A 15,869-nucleotide genomic window follows, 5' to 3' on the forward strand; every position below is an offset into this window, starting at 1 on the left:
GCCTTATTTAAAAAGGCAGATCGTTGCTTTCGTCGTCAAACGTCGTGTTGAACGGCATACCAGCGGGCTGACTCTGCTGCGCCGGGCGCGACTGAGGCTGTTGTGCCGGGCGGGACGGTGCCGAATAACCGGCACCCGACTCCTGCCCACCATCGGCCGATTCGATGCGGAAAGCCCGAAGCTCCGTGTACCAGCGTTCGTTGTACTCCCGCGACTCAGCACTGAAGGTGGCCTTAATTGTGTCGCCATCGGCAAACTGCTTCAGGTCAGCAACTTTATCACCCCAGGCGGTTAAACACACCTTTTTAGGGTAAGACGCGTCGAGTGTTTCGAGGACAAACTCCTGCTTACTCCACGGTCCTTTCTGGCTTTGACCCGACACTTCGGGCAGTACTTTTATGAGTTTTCCGACTATTTCCAGTGCCATACCTATCCGACTATTTATGATGATTTGGAAGGATAAAAGTACGAAATCTTGCCCATTTTTTGGTCATGCACCCTTAAAAAAGCCTAAACAAAGTGAGCAGTATTTGGCATAAGAAGCCTGAAACCGTATCTTTGCACCCGCAATCAGGAATTGGCCACGTGGTGAAACTGGTAGACACGCCATCTTGAGGGGGTGGTGCTGCAAGGCTTGGGAGTTCGAGTCTCCCCGTGGTCACATAACGTTTTGGTAATGAGCCGCTTATTTGTAAAAATAAGCGGTTTTTTAATGAATAGTTGCCACACATAAATTACCCGCCTTCTTAACTACCAGTTTATGCTACAGTTGGCCCGGATGATGTCTTATATCCGCTAATTAGCTTGCTGACCATCCTGATCGGATCGTATTCGGTATATCGATCAAACGCTATACCCAGGCTTTACAGCGGCTCGTAAGTGTTTTTCAACCGTTCGCCCTCAATTAATTGCAAGGAGATTATTCCGGTCAATACCTTTGACTTAACATTTGTCAACTAATCCACACCTTACCAGATCATGGCTCTTTTCATTAAACCGACCGTCAGCAACATTATCAATTTATGGTTTGGTGCGGATACGCCCATTCGTCAGAACAAAATCAAGTATAATCCAGAATTGTGGGCAGCTTGCCAGCGAGTGAATCAGGGCTTCCGCCCCGCTTCCAAAAAGCGGCTTATCGAGCAGTATCGGAAACCAGATCAGGTGGCTTTTGCCAGAGCCGTACAGCAGGAGTTGGATCGCAGCAAAGTGCGCTCTTCGCTTAGTCAAAAAAACCACTCTCTGGCCTGAAAGTGAACGGGTTAAGCAACTCATTGCACCATAATCAAATAGAGACCGTGAGCAAATCAGTTGGGCACTAATATTCTCTATTACTCCTGCATCGTAAAGCCAACCACCTATCACCAATGGATGAAGTGTGTCTACTCTTTCCGGCTCTATTGGCGGGAACTGGTCACACTAAATACACCCTCAGCCGAAGGCGCTACTGAAAGATCAAATTGACTGTATATTTTTTCAGATAGGATTGAGTAGCACCTGAAAGACAGATACTTCGTATGGGCAACGGAAAAATCAGGTAGAAACGGTGACTTCGATCTGATAGTTTTTGTAGATTCCATTCCCCTCTTCCTGAACCGCGAAATCCTCAACGTTTAACCCATTACGTCTGAACGTTTTCAGCAGGTCAACCGCGTCAAAATCTGAATTGGATGTCAATAGAAAAGTACGCTTTCCGCTATCAGTGGTCGTCTCATAAGACGATATTGTGTACCCTTTTTCCGTTAAATCAGTAAGAACTAAATCGTCAGGGCTCATTATGGATTAGTTAAAAATCGCGCTTAAGTTCAGGTTGTTAACCTACACATACCCGCGCCTGATAGTAAATTAGCTTATCTGTAGAGGACTATCGAACGAACAGCAAAGGTAGCAAACAACGCGATTTTAAAATCTATTCCTTTGTGAGTTGACTAAGCGGTTGTATGTGAATTAGGAAAAATGAATAAATAATATTTACCAAAAGAGAAAATACTTGTACTGAATGGCTTATAATGTATTTAATATATTTACATAAACACGTTATTGAATCAACTAAATGGGCTATATAATTATAAATTAAATTATGGAGTGAATTATTTTATTAATGCTGTAGTAAGTTAAAGTAGAATTGTGACGGTTTTAACAGCTATACATGTAACTGACGGTTTTTAACTATTCATTCATCGTCCTACGGAGCCGTAGTATCTACTAAATATGGAAATGATTGCTCGTGTTATCCAGCTAAGTGGTTTTTTCCTGTTTACGTTGTTGCTATCTTGTCATAGAGAGGCTGTTATACTACCAGTTGCCAGCCTCGACGTAATGTTAGTTAAACAAACAACGGTACACTATTACACGTCATCATACACGTCAAACAGGATAAGTCGTTTCGCTCCGGCTACCCCCGACTCTGTCACTTTCTTGAAAACTACGCTTTATCCGGGTAATACATACCAGGAAACGTACGATTATGATGCTCAGAAACGAATTGTGAAACATCAAATAACCGATTTAGAGCGTCCCACTGACACGTATCTGGGTAACAACAGTACAGTTGTGTATAAGTACGTGGATAGTCGAACGCTGTCCGGTTACTCAAGCAGGGGTGGTTCATTTAATCCCATTACGCTGAACCCGGATGGTTTCATTGCTGGTGGGGGAAGCGTGGGTTTTGCATATAGCTATACGTATGACCAGAATGGCTACCGGATTAAGGAGGAGTATCAACGCGGGAGTAAACTCGAACGTATTGTTTCCGGTGGTAATATTATTCAACAAAATCGCAGTGAACAGGGTATTATTACGGACAAAACACGGCACCAGTACGATCTGAAGAAACCAGCTCTGCCTGACCCGTTTCAAAATTTGAATGGTCAGCCAAGTCATAATCTTCTGGTTGGTATGACCAATCTGCGTCCTTCATCAACTCAAACAGGGTTGGTGGCTGAATACAAAATTGCAACGACATACACCTACGAATATGACGGGCGGGGCTTACCCAAACGGCGGACGGCTTACTCCGAAGAGGGCTATACCACTGCATGGATTACAAAGGGGACGGAGAAGCGGGTAGCTATAACTGATTTCGAGTTCGCCCCGTAGAATTCAATACAACTGTAGTCACCAATCGCCCGAATGGTAATGGCAAGTGCTTTTTATTGGCTTACTGCTCGGTACTCAATAGCATAACTTGCACAGAATGACCTACGAAAACACCCTCGCTTTTGCGCAGGCCCTTGACCGCGATGATCCGCTCCGCCACTTCCGCGACCGCTTTCACATTCCGCAGCGCGACGGTCAGCCCCTAACGTATCTATGTGGTAACTCGCTGGGATTACAGCCCAAATCGGCACGGGCGGCTCTGGAACGGGAGTTGACGACTTGGCAGAATTTAGGCGTGGAGGGTTGGTTTGATCTACCGGAAGGAGCCGATCAAACGTGGTTAGGCTATCACAATACATGCAAAGGCGCACTGGTGCAAATTGTTGGCGCGGAAGAATCGGAAGTTTGCCCAATGAACGCGCTGACCGTAAATTTACACCTGTTGCTGGGATCATTCTACCGGCCCGATGGCAAAAAACGCAAGATTCTGACCATCAAAGGTGATTTCCCCTCCGACCAGTATGCGCTGGAAACGCACATTAAACATCATAATCTGGATCCCGCTGATGCGTTGATCGAGATTGCTGCGCAACCGGATGGACTGATTCACACAACTGACATTCAACACGCCATTGCCGAACACGCTGACGAACTGGCCGTGGTCTGGATGAGTGGCCTGAACTACTATACCGGGCAGGTGTACAATATGGCGGCTATCGCCGAAACCGCCCAGCGCTGCGGTCGGTCCGCCGGTGCGGTTCCGGTTGGTTTCGACCTGGCCCACGCCATTGGGAACGTACCTTTACAACTTCACGATTGGGGTGTCGATTTTGCTACCTGGTGTTCGTATAAATACCTGAACGGTGGGCCAGGGGCGGTTTCCGGCGTGTTCGTGCATCAGAAACACCACGACCGCGCTCTACCCAGACTGGCGGGCTGGTGGGGGTACCGGGAAGATAAGCGCTTTGAGATGACGCCCGGTTTCGCGCCCGCGCCGGGGGCCGATGGCTGGCAACTCAGCACGCCCAACATTCCGGCGCTGGCACTGCACCGGGCCGCGCTGGATATTACGGCCGAAGCGGGGATGGTATCTCTTCGGCAGAAAAGTGAACAGCTAACGGGCTATCTGGAATACGTGCTGGCTTTTCTTCGGGATGTGCAGATACTGACCCCCGGCGATCCAAATCAGCGGGGCTGTCAGTTGTCGCTGCTTGTTCGCAAAAGAGGCAAAGACGTTTTTACGTACTTAACGGAGCAGGGAATCATTGGCGACTGGCGCGAACCCGATTGTATCCGGCTGGCCCCAACGCCCTTGTACAACACCTTTGAAGAGGTTTGGCGGGTAGGAGACGCGCTACGCCGGTTTTACTAACCCCTCCTCTTGAAATAAGTAAGGGGAGGGGCTAAAGGACCCGGATGGCTTAGCCCCTCCCCTTACTTATTTCAAGAGGAGGGGTTGGGGTGGGGTCGGCTGAATAAATGCAACATTCCGTTTGAGGCCTTCTAACTTGGTGCGTTTTACGGCTGACCGGCGGAAAACTTCCCGGAAAACATCGTCCGTAATCTCTTCCCAATCGTTTTTAGTGAACGCGGCCAGTTCGGGGTGGGGGTTGAACGCAGGGGTCTGGTGGGGTCGGGCAAACCGGTTCCATGGGCACACATCCTGGCAGATGTCACAGCCGAACACCCAGTTGTCAAACCGGCCCCGGACATCATCGGGAATGGCTTCTTTGAGTTCAATGGTGAAATAAGAAATGCACTTGCTGCCATCTACCACGTAAGGGCCAATGATGGCGTCGGTCGGGCAGGCGTCGATGCAGCGGGTGCAGGTACCACAATAGTCGGTAATGGGGCCGTCGGGTTCGAGTTCGAGGTCCAGAATCAACTCGCCGATAAAGAAGAACGAGCCAATCTCCCGGTTGATTAAGTTCGTGTGTTTGCCCACCCAGCCCAGGCCCGCCCGTTTGGCCCACGCTTTGTCCATCACCGGGGCCGAATCCACAAACGCCCGTCCGCCAACCTCACCAATCTCCTCATGGATGTAGGCCATTAGTTCTGCCAGCTTATCCTTGATGACGAAGTGATAATCCTGCCCATACGCGTATTTCGAGAACTTGTAATCCGTATCGCTTTCGGGTAAGCGCTGTTCGGGGTAGTAGTTAAGCAACATCGTCACCACCGACTTCGCACCGTCGACCAGCAAACGTGGGTCGAGCCGCTTATCGAAGTGGTTGGCCATGTAATTCATCTGGCCGTGCATTCCATTCTTGAGCCACGTTTCCAGTAGCGGAGCTTCCTCTTCCAGAAAATCAGCCCTGGCCACGCCACAAAAATCAAATCCCAGCTCAACGGCTTTCGCTTTGACGAGTTGGGCATAATGACTGGCCGGGTTGTGCATTATAAATGAATTATGAAGAATGAGTAATGGATAATTAATGGGTGGCTGTGGTAGAACGAATGGAGCAGGGTATTAAATCCTGAAAGTCATGTCAACTACGGAAATTCTGTCGGGCCGACGTTTCGGTTTAGATATTGTGTCAACTTGGCAGTCAGCGCGTTTCTGGCCGGTATTTTGCCGACCTTTGCATATGAATTTCTGGAAAAGAAATAGTAGTTCATCCATGGAAAATAAAGATACGCTGGACGAAAAGCTGTCCACCGATACACGACAACCTGACAACCTGACCGCCGAAGCCGCAACCGCCGAGAGCGACGAACTCACCACCGAGGAAGCCATAATCGTTAATGGCGGAGAGCCAGACGAGATCGCTGATGAGTCAGTTGCTCAGGAGGCCGTTGTTGACACGGCCAGCCGCGAGCTTGCCGAACTTAAAGATAAGTACCTGCGCCTGTACGCTGATTTTGAAAACTTTCGTCGGCGCACGGCTAAGGAAAAGCTCGACCTCATTGGTAACGCCAACGAAACACTCTTACAGGCGCTGATTCCCGTTGTCGACGATTTTGAGCGGGCTGTGCAGTCCATAGAAAATACTGATGACGTAACGGCCCTGAAAGAAGGCATCTCGCTGATTTATACCAAGTTATTTAAGACGCTGGAAGGGAAAGGATTGAAGCCGATGACCGCCAAGGGCGAGCCATTCGACGCCGATTTGCACGAGTCGGTTACGCAGTTTCCCGCCCCCAGCGACGACTTGAAAGGAAAGGTCATCGATGAAATTGAGAAAGGATATTACCTGAATGATAAAGTCATCAGGTTCGCAAAAGTGATTGTAGGAGCTTAAATAATAGATAATGGTTAATGAATGATGTATAATGGAGCACAGTCCGCAAACGATTGTACATCATTCATTAACCATTATCCATTCCATAAAGAATGGCAACGAAGCGCGATTATTACGAAATATTAGGCGTCGATAAGAACGTATCGCCGGAAGATTTGAAGAAGGCATATCGCAAGATGGCCATCAAATATCACCCGGATAAAAACCCCGACGATCCGACCGCCGAAGAGAAATTTAAGGAGGCCGCCGAGGCCTACGATGTACTGAACGACCCCAACAAAAAAGCCCGCTACGACCAGTTTGGTCACGCCGGGATGGGCGGGGCAGCCGGTGGCGGTGGCTATGGTCCCGGTGGTCCGTCGATGGAGGACATTTTCAGCCAGTTTGGCGATGTTTTCGGTGACGATTCGCCGTTTGGCAGCTTCTTCCGGGGTGCCCAGGGCGGTGGTGGGCAGCGGCAGCGCGTTCGGCGTGGTTCCGATCTGCGCATCAAACTGAAACTCAACCTACAGGAAATTGCCAACGGCGTCGAGAAGAAAATCAAGGTCAAGCGGCACGTATCCTGCACCACCTGCGGGGGCAACGGCTCCAAAAACGGTACCGCTGTGCAAACCTGCTCGACTTGTAATGGTACCGGGCAGACGCGTAAAGTGGTCAACACGATGCTCGGTCAGATGGTATCGACCAGCACCTGTGCAACCTGTAATGGCGAGGGCAAGCTCGTAACCGACCGCTGTGAGGTTTGTTTTGGTGAGGGACGTGTATTGCAGGAGGATGTTATCCCGATCAAGATTCCAGCGGGCGTGTCAGAAGGTATTCAACTGTCAGTGGGCAACAAAGGCAACGTGCCCCCGCGCGGTGGCGTTGCCGGTGACCTGCTCATTGTAGTCGAAGAAGAGGAAGACGCCGACCTCAAGCGCGACGGCAGCAACGTGGTGTTTGACCTGTATGTCAATTTTGTAGATGCAGCCGTCGGCACGAGCGTTGAAGTACCCACGATTGATGGCAAAGCCCGGATCACGCTGGAACCCGGCACCCAAAGTGGTAAGATGTTGCGCCTAAAAGGCAAGGGCATCAAAGAACTGAACGGCTACGGCCGGGGCGACCAGATTGTTCATGTTAACGTGTGGACACCCAAAGCCCTGTCGGCCGATGAGCGCTCGATGCTGGAGAAGTTGCGCAACTCGCCGAACTTCCAGCCTAAGCCGAATAAGAACGAGAAGGGTTTCTTTGATAAAATGAAAGATTTCTTTCATGGATGATGCGTGAAAGGCAATAGGAATGAAAACCCGGTGATATGTAAGTTTCGCCGGTTTTTTTATGGCCTTTCGTTTCAGAACTATAGCTGCTCCGTTGAGCCGGTGATCGCTGCGCTGGTGAAGACCAATAGGCGAATGGTAATACTGCCGTAACACGCTTCTGATGTCATTGTCGCACCTTTAGTAAGGTAAACAGACAACGGCTGTGGGCGAAAAGGAAGTTGATTTTATTAGCATTGGGCTACAGTTAGCGGGTGGACTGGCCCTGTTTCTGTATGCCGTTGGGGTTATGGGCGACACGCTGAAGGAACTCGCCGGGGATAGGATGAAGGCGTTTTTGACCCGGTTTACCAAGAATTCACTCAGTGGCATCGCCACCGGTACCGTCGCTACCACGCTCCTCGATTCGTCGTCGGTGGTCATTATTATGGTGCTGACAATGGTCAACGCCGGGCTGATGACCAGCATAGAATCGTTCGGTGTAATTATGGGCGCTAATATTGGTACTACCATTTCCAGCCAGATCATCGCCCTTGACATTGCCGGTTTCTCGCCAATTCTATTAGTAACCGGGCTATTACTGAGCGTGATTGGCAAGGACGAAAACCGGCATCAGATTGGCCGGGTCATTTTCTGCGCCGGACTGATTTTCTTCGGTTTGTGGACGATGGATAAAGCCGTGGAGCCTTTGCGCGAATATCCACCGTTTTTCGAGTGGATGAAGAAGTTGGAAAGTCCCATTCAGGGCGCGTTGCTGGGAGGGCTGGTCACCCTCGTTATTCAGTCGTCGTCGGCCACGGTCGGCATTGCCATCGTGCTGGCCTCGCAGGGGCTGATTTCTACGCAGGCTGGCATTGCGATCATGCTCGGAGCTGAAATCGGAACCTGCTCCGACACGCTGCTGGCCGTGATTGGCCGCTCGAAAGAAGCCATTCGGGCGGGTATTTTTCACCTGTTGTTCAACGTAGTGTGCGTCATAGTCGGCCTGATTTTGATCCAGCCATTAGCTAGCACCGTCGAGTGGATCAGCGGCAACGCGCCACCGGGCCGCAAATTAGCCAATGCTCACATGCTATTCAACATCGCGGGCGTGGTGATTTTCGCGTGGTTTATTCCGTACTTCCACCGAACGCTGAACGCGCTCATTCGCTGATTACAAACTGGTAAAGTCTTGATTTTGATGGTTTATAAGGCTTATTAGCACCTCCGGCTCCACGCGGTGCCCACCATCGAATGCCGTGATTTTCAGGTTCGGTATGTCGGTCAGGAGCCGGGCTTTGTAGGCATCTACGTCGCCGATCAATTCAAAATACTCGTCCTGTGTGCCGTACACGTAATGCGTCTCCACGCTCGCTAATCGGGCCGGGTCGATCACGTCGCTGATGCCGTTGCTAAAGAAACCGGCCCACAAAATCAGCCGGTCGGCCCGGATATGGCCCAGCGTGGATTCGCCCGGCCGGTCCGCCGGTGCGGTGGACTCGCCTAGCGTGGACTCGCCCGCATTCAGCCACCGGCACGCCGTAGCCGCCCCCTGCGAAAACCCCAACAGCGTTATGTGGAGATCAGCCGCATTCCGGCCGTTCAGCACCAGATCATACAATGAATTAAGGTAGATCAGAAAGTCGTTGATTTCGTGCTGTTTGTCTTCCCGCGTCATCCACGACGCGCCGATTCGTTTGTATTCGCCGTTGAGGTACAACCGCGAGAGGCCTTCGGGCACCACAATGAGCGTTTTGCCGTCATCCAGTCCCGTAAATTTCTTGCTGAAAAAGGACGCCAACTGCCCGAAACCGTGTAGACAAAACCAGATGTGAGTAGTTTGGTCGGTTAGTTTGCCGATGGTGTAGTAGCGGGCCGTGCGTTGCACGGTCAGGTGATGCTCGGTCATAAGGTTTATCGTTGAAAGCGTGACTGCTGCTTGCCGGAATGCCGCACCACACCCTTCCGTTGTTGGTAATGGCTTTTATCGGCGATGTAGCACAGCCGTTCAATCTCGGCATGAATAGTCCCGGTCGCGTCAGCCCACTGTAAGGTAAACATCCGTTCGGTCTGCCCGTTGGCGGCTACGTCGCGCCGGATGTCGTTAATCAGTTCGTCGGTCAGTTCATAGCGCATGTAGAGCGTAGCACGGCCCGGCTTGCGAAACCGGATGCTGGCCGATTTGTCCCAAACGACGTACTGATTGCCAAAAATACGCAGCAACATAAGCATGTAGAACGGATCAGAAGCCACAAACATGCTTCCGCCGAAGATCGTGCCGACGTAGTTGTAGGTCCAGATGTTCCGGCGCAGCCGCAGATGCACCTCCCGCGAGTCGCCCGACCAGAACAGGATTTTACCACCCGTGCCGAAATACATCGGATACCAGTTCATGAGCGTCCGAAATCGCCAAGTCTTGGCCGATTCAGTGCGGGTAGTTTGGAAGAGAGCCGGTTTCATAATTACTGTTAAATACTTGTGTGTAAGTGCTTGATTAACAAGCCATCTTATACTACAAAAACACCGAAACACGTGTACACACCAATTCAAATAAAAATTATGTTAACTCGCCACTGCGAAAACCTGTCCTCTCTTTACTGCCTGCGCGATTTGCCCGGCGTGGTAGGAGTTGTGGTGCATCAAGAATGCCAGTACGCCCATGCGGGGCGTATCGCCAAACGGCGTCGGAATGACCTCGGCCCATTGTTCATCGGTGGTTTGCCGGATGTGGTCAGCAATCATGGCATACGCATCGTCCACCGCCTGCTGCACGGACGGTAGGTCGAGCACACGCCCATCGTCCGAAACGCCCTTTATCGTCTGTCTTTCGATGGTCACGTCCCGGTTGAAGAGAATCTGGGCGAATCCGTGCATAGACTCGGCCGCGTGCAGAGCGATAAATCCCGCCGAGGCCGTGTCAGGTGTCAGGCGGTTGCGGTAGGTGTCGGGCGTCAATTTTTGGATTGGTCCCGCTGCTGAGAGCTGGTTAATGCGCCAGAGATTAGCTAAAAGTTCGGTTGTCATTTATTTACGGTTTAGGTAGGAGTTGGTCAGAAAAAATCGTGAGTCCATCCACCGCGTCCGGACCCAATTCGTCGCGGATTTGCGTGTTGAGTACCTTCCATATTTTGTGGCAGCGTTTGGCCAGTGCCATTCCTTCGTCGGTCAAAAACAGACCGTTGCGGAGGTTGTCGGTCAGCCAACCGTTTTTTTGCAACAACTGCACGTCGCGGCTCATCGCCGACTTCTCGATCTGCAACTGGGCCGACAACGCGGTTTGGCGGATGCCGGGCTGGGCAAAGATGCGCATGAGCAACCCCGCCTGCGCAAACGTGACGCCTTCGACCGCAAAGGCTTCGTTGTATCGCCCCGTGATAATCCGCGACAGCATCCGCAACCGGCCCGCAATGCAGTAGTTATCGCTGTTCATGGATCAAAGATGGATGGCTTAAGTTGTATATGCAACTTTAGGATAAAAAATTTAGTTGATGAAGTCGTTTACTTACTACACAGACTCTATATTTGAACTGTATCCACCGCCATTATATGACCGAAGATCAATTACATAGAATGATTACCATACACACATCGTTGACGAACCGGGCCAAACGGATGCTCGATGAGCGATACTACGAGTTAGAAGAAAAGGGTGAAGAAAGACGCTGGATCGACGATTTTCTTAAACACAAGAAAGCTATAGAATGGCTTCAGACCCAAGAACCAGACAATAAATAGCGGACATTTAACTAATCGAATAACTGATGGAACTGACCAAAATTAACCTTGATGCCGAAACGGCCGAATTTAGACGGCAAAGTGAAGAAAGCCTGAAAATTCTTATGGAACACGGTTTCGTGCTCGATACGACGGAGTGGTTGACGATTGCCCGTTACGCCAAAAAATACGGTGTCAGCCAGCAGGTCGTTGTCAACTGGATCAACCGGGACGTTGTACCAGCCGATTGTGTGCAGGAGATCGCAGAATTAAACAACATCCGACTCATCAAAGACCAGCCTTACCGCTGAACGGATTTGTTTGGGGCTTATTCCGCGTTCTGCGATGAAACGGGATGAATTTTGTCGGCCAGCACCTGCTTGGGTGGGCGCTGACTCCAGAACGTGGCCAGCAACGAGCCGGTTGTATTCATAATGGGGCCGAAAAGGGCAGGGGCGAGGCCCACCGTAGCGATTTTGCCCATCTGCACGGCAATGCCCGACGCGAGTCCGCCGTTTTGCAGACCTACTTCAATGGCCACCGTCCGGCAACTTTGTTCATCCATCCCGAACAGCCGCGCACTCCAGTAGCCCAGCGTGAAGCCCGTCAGGTTATGAATCAGCACACACAGGGCCAGTGTCCAGCCGACAGTCAGCAGGCTGTCGCGCCCGGCGGCCGTGATGATGGCGACAATCAGCACAATACCCGCCATCGAGACCAGCGGCATCACCCGGTTAATTATCACGGCCGACTGGCGAAAAATGCGGTTTAGAATCAACCCGACAACTACCGGCAGAATAACAATCTGAGTGATTTCGACAGTCATTTTCCAGTACGATATGTCAATAAACTGCCCCGCCAGCAGCTTCATTAGGGCGGGCATCAGCAGGGGAGCCAGCAACGTAGCCAGCGTGGTGATGGTGATCGAAAGGGGCACGTTCGCTTTGGCAATGTAACACATCACGTTCGAGGCCAGCCCACTCGGCGAGCAACCGATGAGCACTACGCCAGCCGCAATTTCGGGCGGGAAGTTGAACGCGTTGGCCAGCGTATAGCCCAGCACTGGCATAATGACGAAGTGACACGTCACGCCAATGAACACCGCCCTCGGTTGCCGCGCCACACCCTCAAAATCCTGAAGCGACATCGTCGTGCCCATGCCGAGCATAATAATCTGGAGCAACGGCACAATTAATCGCTTAAGCTGAAAGCCGTTGAACTCCTGAAACGGCTGGGGAAACGCCAGCGCAACGCCCACGGCCGCAATAATCAGGGCGGTGTAGATCAGGTTGCGATACGGCGACTGAGCGTTGGTTTCGGCTTTCATTGTCTTGGTTAATGGACTGTGCGGGTGGCCCCGAATGTACAATGTGGAATGGATAATGCCTGACGGGGGTAAAAGTGCTGACACGTTAAATCTTACCTACAGCGAATAATGAGGTTTTAGGCCTCCTTAGGCTTACATTATTCATTAGCCATTATTCATTGCGAGCGAAGCGAGTATCCCTTCTTTCAGCGCATACGTCGACGTTCTAATTTGCCTAATATCATATGTTTTCAGGACGTAGTCGATCAGGCAAACGGCCACTACAATCATATCGACGCGCAGTTCTATCATGCCTGGTAGCTGCATTCGTTCGGGATGGGCGCGGGTTATGAGTAGCTCATAAGCCCGGTAAAACTCGGCAACGGGTAAGTCGAACGCCGTTTGGTCGGGCGGGGGCAGGTGGCCGCGCTCGTGCATGAACCACATATCGACCAGCGTATCGAACGACCCCGACGATCCGACCAACACAGTGGGCGTATATTGATGAATTGCGTTTGCCAATGGCAGCAGTTGCTCCTGAAAATAGTCGTGTAACCGCCGGATGTTGCCGGGGCTGATGGGATCGGTTGACATGAACCGCTCGCGGAGTCGCTGCCCGCCAATCTCGAAGCTTTGTTTCCAGAAAGTGCGCGATTCGTTACCCAGGATAAATTCGACGCTGCCCCCGCCAATATCCATAACGAGTGCCGTTTGGTCGTTCAACGCCCCGGCTGCCCGAACACCTTGGTAGATATAATCGGCTTCCTGATCGCCCGAAATCACCCGGATTGGGATGCCGGTCGCCTGCCGGATCCGTTCGATGAAGTCAGCCTGATTGCGGGCTACGCGAATGGCGCTCGTGCCGGTGGCTACGATCTGCTCCGGCACCACGCCGAACTCGTCTAATTTCTGGCGGAAATAGCCCAAAACGGTTAATGCCCGCTCAATGCCATCTTCGGTAATGAATCCCTGGTTGATACCCGCCTGTCCTATTTTGGCGGGACGGCTTTCGCGGAAAAGCGTCGTGTAGGATTGGTTGGGTTGTTTTTCGGCGATGAGCAGGTGGAACGTGTTAGTTCCTAAGTCGATGATGGCTTGCTTCATGTGGGCAAAGCTACTATCTTTGCTACCCGTTTTAGCTAAACACAATATTTACAACATGCTTATCATTAACGTAAAAGACAACGAGTCGATTGACAAAGCCCTCAAGCGTTTCAAGAAGAAATTTGAGAAAACGGGCGTGTTGCGGCAGTTGCGGTCGCGGACGGCCTTCAAAAAACCGTCGGTAAAGCGTCGCATGGAAGTTATTAAGGCCACATACAAAGAGCGTATGTACGGCAATCACACCGAGCAATAGGAGGCCGGTCAGGTCACGGTTGACGGTGGAGCGCGGTTGGTTAGAGAGTCGTTGATTGCGCAGTCAGCGAATTTGATACATCCGCAAAGGCACGAAGCAGCAAGCAGGCATGTTTGCTGCTTTTTTTATGGCCTGAACCGCAGCGCAGCCGCGGACGGTCGCAACGGCGAACCGTAGGCAGCCCCGCCCGATTTTGTCAGGATTTGGACGATTTTCACGAGTAGCTTTGCAAGAATGATTCTGTCAATTATCGGAATCATATAAATCCTGGTTCAGACCGCATGAACACCCCCTCCGAAGACTTTCTCCAACACATCCGGTACGAAAAACGGCTCAGTCACCATACGTTGACGGCCTACGGTAACGATCTGGCACAGTTCAGCGCGTTTCTAACCACCGAGTGCAACATCGCCCAGCCCGAACGTGCCGACTTCCGGCATATCCGCTCATGGGTGGTGAGTCTGGTGGAGGCTGAACTGGATAAATCATCGGTGAACCGAAAAATAGCCACGTTGCGGGCGTACTTCGGTTTTTTGCTGCGCCGGAAGGTAATTGACCTGGACCCGACAACGAAGATTCAAGCGCTGAAAGTAAGTAAGAAACTGCCGGTTTACGTGGAGGAGAAGCCAATGGAGATGTTGCTCACGGACGTTGATTTCCCCGATACGTTTGCCGGAGTTCGGGATAAATTAGTGCTTGAACTGCTCTACGGCACTGGTATCCGGTTGAGTGAATTGATCGGCCTGAAAACGGTGGATGTCAATTTGTACGATAAAACGATACAGGTGCTCGGCAAGCGCAACAAGCATCGCATTATCCCGCTGACCCAACCGCTGTTTGCCTTAGTTCAGCAGTATGTTCAGCTAAAAGAGCAGGAATTTAGTGGGCAAGCGGATCAGAACGTATTGATTGTGAGTGATAAAGGCGTTGCCGCTTACCCGGTTCTGATTCAACGTATTGTAACGCGCTACCTCACGCTGGTGACGACGCTGGAAAAGAAAAGCCCGCACGTCCTGCGCCATTCGTTTGCTACGCACCTGCTCAACCGGGGTGCCGACCTCAACGCCATCAAAGATCTGCTGGGCCACAGTAGTTTGGCGGCTACGCAGATTTATACGCATACCAGCTTAGAACAGTTGAAAAAAACGTACGATCAGGCCCATCCGAAAGCGAAGAAATAAACACCTTTGCCAAAGTCCTTAACTTTGGCAAAGTTTGCGATATGAATATTGCCAACATGAGCCAAACGCTGTTTTATCTGATTGAACAGCAACCGGACGCTCAAAAAGCTGTCGATTACCTACGTCAGCAGATTGATTTATACCACCAGAATCCGCAGACGAGTTCGTTCTACCGGGTCTTCACCGCCATGCCCCGATTCGTGGGAAAACGGTCCGTCGACGTGCCCGCCGACATCCTGTTTGCGTTCCAGCGTATTCGCCCCGGTTTCAGCGTCGAAGGCTGGACAATGGACCGGCTGGCGCGGGTGTGGTGGCTGCTCCAACTGCCCGCCGATGACCAAACGACCTACATCAATACCATCACGCAGCTATTCAGGGCTGGCGAACTCAACGAATTGGTAGCGCTCTACTCGGCCCTGCCGGTCCTGTCGTTTCCCGAAGCCTGGCGATTTCAGGCGACGGAAGGCATTCGGAATAACATTGCCGACGTACAGTCCGCGATCATGCTCCACAACCCATATCCGGCTGATTACTTTGACGAAGCAGCCTGGAATCAGATGATTCTGAAAGCGTTTTTCACCGACAAGGACGTGACGCAGATCATTGGTCTGGACGAACGCAAAAACGCCCGGCTGGCCCAGACGCTGGCGGATTATGCCGCCGAACGCCGGGCCGCCGGGCGCAGTTTACCGCCTGGTATTGAGCGGTTGATGGGGTCGTAGCATGGTGGTG

19 protein-coding genes and 1 tRNA gene are annotated in these 15,869 nt (G+C 51.4%); 12 read left to right on the top strand and 8 right to left on the bottom strand.

Features of this window, described 5'->3' with window-relative positions:
• Positions 1-7: 7 nt before the first annotated feature.
• Positions 8-427, bottom strand: a complete 420-nt coding sequence (locus ACYVHB_RS30055; RefSeq protein ID WP_461055735.1) for a DUF3127 domain-containing protein — start codon at positions 425-427, stop codon at positions 8-10.
• A 152-nt stretch (positions 428-579) separates the two neighbouring features.
• Between ACYVHB_RS30055 and ACYVHB_RS30060 the strand changes: the two genes are divergently transcribed.
• From ACYVHB_RS30060 to kynU, 4 genes are all read left to right on the top strand, one after another.
• Positions 580-661, top strand: a tRNA-Leu gene (locus ACYVHB_RS30060).
• Positions 662-978: 317 nt separating this feature from the next.
• A complete protein-coding gene (locus tag ACYVHB_RS30065) occupies positions 979-1,251 on the top strand; it encodes a hypothetical protein (protein WP_461055736.1) in 273 nt (90 codons plus the stop codon).
• A gap of 1,167 nt (positions 1,252-2,418) precedes the next feature.
• The gene (locus ACYVHB_RS30070; RefSeq protein WP_461055737.1) at positions 2,419-3,099 is read left to right on the top strand and encodes a hypothetical protein; all 681 of its coding nucleotides are present in this window, start codon (positions 2,419-2,421) and stop codon (positions 3,097-3,099) included.
• Positions 3,100-3,196: 97 nt separating this feature from the next.
• Entirely contained in the window at positions 3,197-4,471 is a 1,275-nt protein-coding gene (gene kynU, locus ACYVHB_RS30075) for a kynureninase (RefSeq protein WP_461055738.1), read from the top strand.
• A gap of 66 nt (positions 4,472-4,537) precedes the next feature.
• On the opposite strand, the gene queG is transcribed toward kynU, so the two are convergent.
• A complete protein-coding gene (gene queG / locus ACYVHB_RS30080) occupies positions 4,538-5,497 on the bottom strand; it encodes a tRNA epoxyqueuosine(34) reductase QueG (RefSeq protein WP_461055739.1) in 960 nt (319 codons plus the stop codon).
• A 223-nt stretch (positions 5,498-5,720) separates the two neighbouring features.
• Here queG and ACYVHB_RS30085 point away from each other — a divergent pair, with 223 nt between their 5' ends.
• The 3 genes from ACYVHB_RS30085 to ACYVHB_RS30095 all read left to right on the top strand — a co-directional run bounded on the left by ACYVHB_RS30085 (position 5,721) and on the right by ACYVHB_RS30095 (position 8,753).
• The gene (locus tag ACYVHB_RS30085; RefSeq protein ID WP_461055740.1) at positions 5,721-6,341 is read left to right on the top strand and encodes a nucleotide exchange factor GrpE; all 621 of its coding nucleotides are present in this window, start codon (positions 5,721-5,723) and stop codon (positions 6,339-6,341) included.
• 92 nt (positions 6,342-6,433) lie between these two features.
• Positions 6,434-7,603, top strand: coding sequence for a molecular chaperone DnaJ (gene dnaJ / locus ACYVHB_RS30090; RefSeq protein WP_461055741.1), 1,170 nt, complete (start codon positions 6,434-6,436; stop codon positions 7,601-7,603).
• A 202-nt stretch (positions 7,604-7,805) separates the two neighbouring features.
• Complete coding sequence (locus tag ACYVHB_RS30095; RefSeq protein WP_461055742.1) at positions 7,806-8,753, top strand: Na/Pi cotransporter family protein; 948 nt, start codon at positions 7,806-7,808, stop codon at positions 8,751-8,753.
• Here the strand turns inward: ACYVHB_RS30095 and ACYVHB_RS30100 are convergent, their stop codons facing one another.
• The 4 genes from ACYVHB_RS30100 to ACYVHB_RS30115 all read right to left on the bottom strand — a co-directional run bounded on the left by ACYVHB_RS30100 (position 8,754) and on the right by ACYVHB_RS30115 (position 11,009).
• The gene (locus ACYVHB_RS30100) at positions 8,754-9,488 is read right to left on the bottom strand and encodes an alpha/beta hydrolase (RefSeq protein ID WP_461055743.1); all 735 of its coding nucleotides are present in this window, start codon (positions 9,486-9,488) and stop codon (positions 8,754-8,756) included.
• A 5-nt stretch (positions 9,489-9,493) separates the two neighbouring features.
• Positions 9,494-10,039 carry a DUF4442 domain-containing protein gene (locus tag ACYVHB_RS30105; RefSeq protein WP_461055744.1) on the bottom strand — a complete coding sequence of 182 codons (546 nt, stop codon included), beginning with the start codon at positions 10,037-10,039 and terminating at the stop codon, positions 9,494-9,496.
• A gap of 102 nt (positions 10,040-10,141) precedes the next feature.
• Entirely contained in the window at positions 10,142-10,603 is a 462-nt protein-coding gene (locus ACYVHB_RS30110; protein ID WP_461055745.1) for a DinB family protein, read from the bottom strand.
• 4 nt (positions 10,604-10,607) lie between these two features.
• Positions 10,608-11,009 (bottom strand): MarR family winged helix-turn-helix transcriptional regulator, encoded by a 402-nt coding sequence (locus ACYVHB_RS30115; RefSeq protein WP_461055746.1) that lies wholly within the window; start codon positions 11,007-11,009, stop codon positions 10,608-10,610.
• 140 nt (positions 11,010-11,149) lie between these two features.
• On the opposite strand from ACYVHB_RS30115, the gene ACYVHB_RS30120 reads away from it, so the two are divergent.
• Both ACYVHB_RS30120 and ACYVHB_RS30125 read left to right on the top strand, forming a co-directional pair.
• Positions 11,150-11,314, top strand: a complete 165-nt coding sequence (locus tag ACYVHB_RS30120; RefSeq protein WP_461055747.1) for a hypothetical protein — start codon at positions 11,150-11,152, stop codon at positions 11,312-11,314.
• 26 nt (positions 11,315-11,340) lie between these two features.
• The gene (locus ACYVHB_RS30125; protein ID WP_461055748.1) at positions 11,341-11,604 is read left to right on the top strand and encodes a hypothetical protein; all 264 of its coding nucleotides are present in this window, start codon (positions 11,341-11,343) and stop codon (positions 11,602-11,604) included.
• A 17-nt stretch (positions 11,605-11,621) separates the two neighbouring features.
• Here ACYVHB_RS30125 and ACYVHB_RS30130 read toward each other — a convergent pair whose 3' ends face one another.
• Both ACYVHB_RS30130 and ACYVHB_RS30135 read right to left on the bottom strand, forming a co-directional pair.
• Positions 11,622-12,620, bottom strand: coding sequence for a bile acid:sodium symporter family protein (locus tag ACYVHB_RS30130; RefSeq protein WP_461055749.1), 999 nt, complete (start codon positions 12,618-12,620; stop codon positions 11,622-11,624).
• A 144-nt stretch (positions 12,621-12,764) separates the two neighbouring features.
• On the bottom strand, positions 12,765-13,703 hold the full coding sequence (locus ACYVHB_RS30135; RefSeq protein ID WP_461055750.1) for a Ppx/GppA phosphatase family protein: 939 nt from the start codon (positions 13,701-13,703) through the stop codon (positions 12,765-12,767).
• Positions 13,704-13,758: 55 nt separating this feature from the next.
• Between ACYVHB_RS30135 and rpsU the strand changes: the two genes are divergently transcribed.
• From rpsU to ACYVHB_RS30150, 3 genes are all read left to right on the top strand, one after another.
• On the top strand, positions 13,759-13,956 hold the full coding sequence (gene rpsU / locus ACYVHB_RS30140) for a 30S ribosomal protein S21 (RefSeq protein ID WP_186740679.1): 198 nt from the start codon (positions 13,759-13,761) through the stop codon (positions 13,954-13,956).
• Between the two features lie 281 nt (positions 13,957-14,237).
• Complete coding sequence (locus tag ACYVHB_RS30145) at positions 14,238-15,137, top strand: tyrosine-type recombinase/integrase (protein WP_461055751.1); 900 nt, start codon at positions 14,238-14,240, stop codon at positions 15,135-15,137.
• 41 nt (positions 15,138-15,178) lie between these two features.
• Positions 15,179-15,859, top strand: coding sequence for an EboA domain-containing protein (locus ACYVHB_RS30150; RefSeq protein ID WP_461055752.1), 681 nt, complete (start codon positions 15,179-15,181; stop codon positions 15,857-15,859).
• Positions 15,860-15,869: the final 10 nt, after the last annotated feature.

The organism is Spirosoma arcticum (genome assembly GCF_054779955.1).

Coding starts and splice junctions, on each gene's coding strand:
- ACYVHB_RS30120 (WP_461055747.1), top strand. CDS start 11,150: ATGATTACCATACACACATCGTTGACGAACCGGGCCAAACGGATGCTC.
- ACYVHB_RS30115 (WP_461055746.1), bottom strand. CDS start 11,009: ATGAACAGCGATAACTACTGCATTGCGGGCCGGTTGCGGATGCTGTCG.
- ACYVHB_RS30065 (WP_461055736.1), top strand. CDS start 979: ATGGCTCTTTTCATTAAACCGACCGTCAGCAACATTATCAATTTATGG.
- kynU (WP_461055738.1), top strand. CDS start 3,197: ATGACCTACGAAAACACCCTCGCTTTTGCGCAGGCCCTTGACCGCGAT.
- ACYVHB_RS30135 (WP_461055750.1), bottom strand. CDS start 13,703: ATGAAGCAAGCCATCATCGACTTAGGAACTAACACGTTCCACCTGCTC.
- ACYVHB_RS30105 (WP_461055744.1), bottom strand. CDS start 10,039: ATGAAACCGGCTCTCTTCCAAACTACCCGCACTGAATCGGCCAAGACT.
- ACYVHB_RS30130 (WP_461055749.1), bottom strand. CDS start 12,620: ATGAAAGCCGAAACCAACGCTCAGTCGCCGTATCGCAACCTGATCTAC.
- ACYVHB_RS30110 (WP_461055745.1), bottom strand. CDS start 10,603: ATGACAACCGAACTTTTAGCTAATCTCTGGCGCATTAACCAGCTCTCA.
- ACYVHB_RS30125 (WP_461055748.1), top strand. CDS start 11,341: ATGGAACTGACCAAAATTAACCTTGATGCCGAAACGGCCGAATTTAGA.
- ACYVHB_RS30150 (WP_461055752.1), top strand. CDS start 15,179: ATGAATATTGCCAACATGAGCCAAACGCTGTTTTATCTGATTGAACAG.
- queG (WP_461055739.1), bottom strand. CDS start 5,497: ATGCACAACCCGGCCAGTCATTATGCCCAACTCGTCAAAGCGAAAGCC.
- ACYVHB_RS30145 (WP_461055751.1), top strand. CDS start 14,238: ATGAACACCCCCTCCGAAGACTTTCTCCAACACATCCGGTACGAAAAA.
- ACYVHB_RS30055 (WP_461055735.1), bottom strand. CDS start 427: ATGGCACTGGAAATAGTCGGAAAACTCATAAAAGTACTGCCCGAAGTG.
- ACYVHB_RS30085 (WP_461055740.1), top strand. CDS start 5,721: ATGGAAAATAAAGATACGCTGGACGAAAAGCTGTCCACCGATACACGA.
- rpsU (WP_186740679.1), top strand. CDS start 13,759: ATGCTTATCATTAACGTAAAAGACAACGAGTCGATTGACAAAGCCCTC.
- ACYVHB_RS30100 (WP_461055743.1), bottom strand. CDS start 9,488: ATGACCGAGCATCACCTGACCGTGCAACGCACGGCCCGCTACTACACC.
- dnaJ (WP_461055741.1), top strand. CDS start 6,434: ATGGCAACGAAGCGCGATTATTACGAAATATTAGGCGTCGATAAGAAC.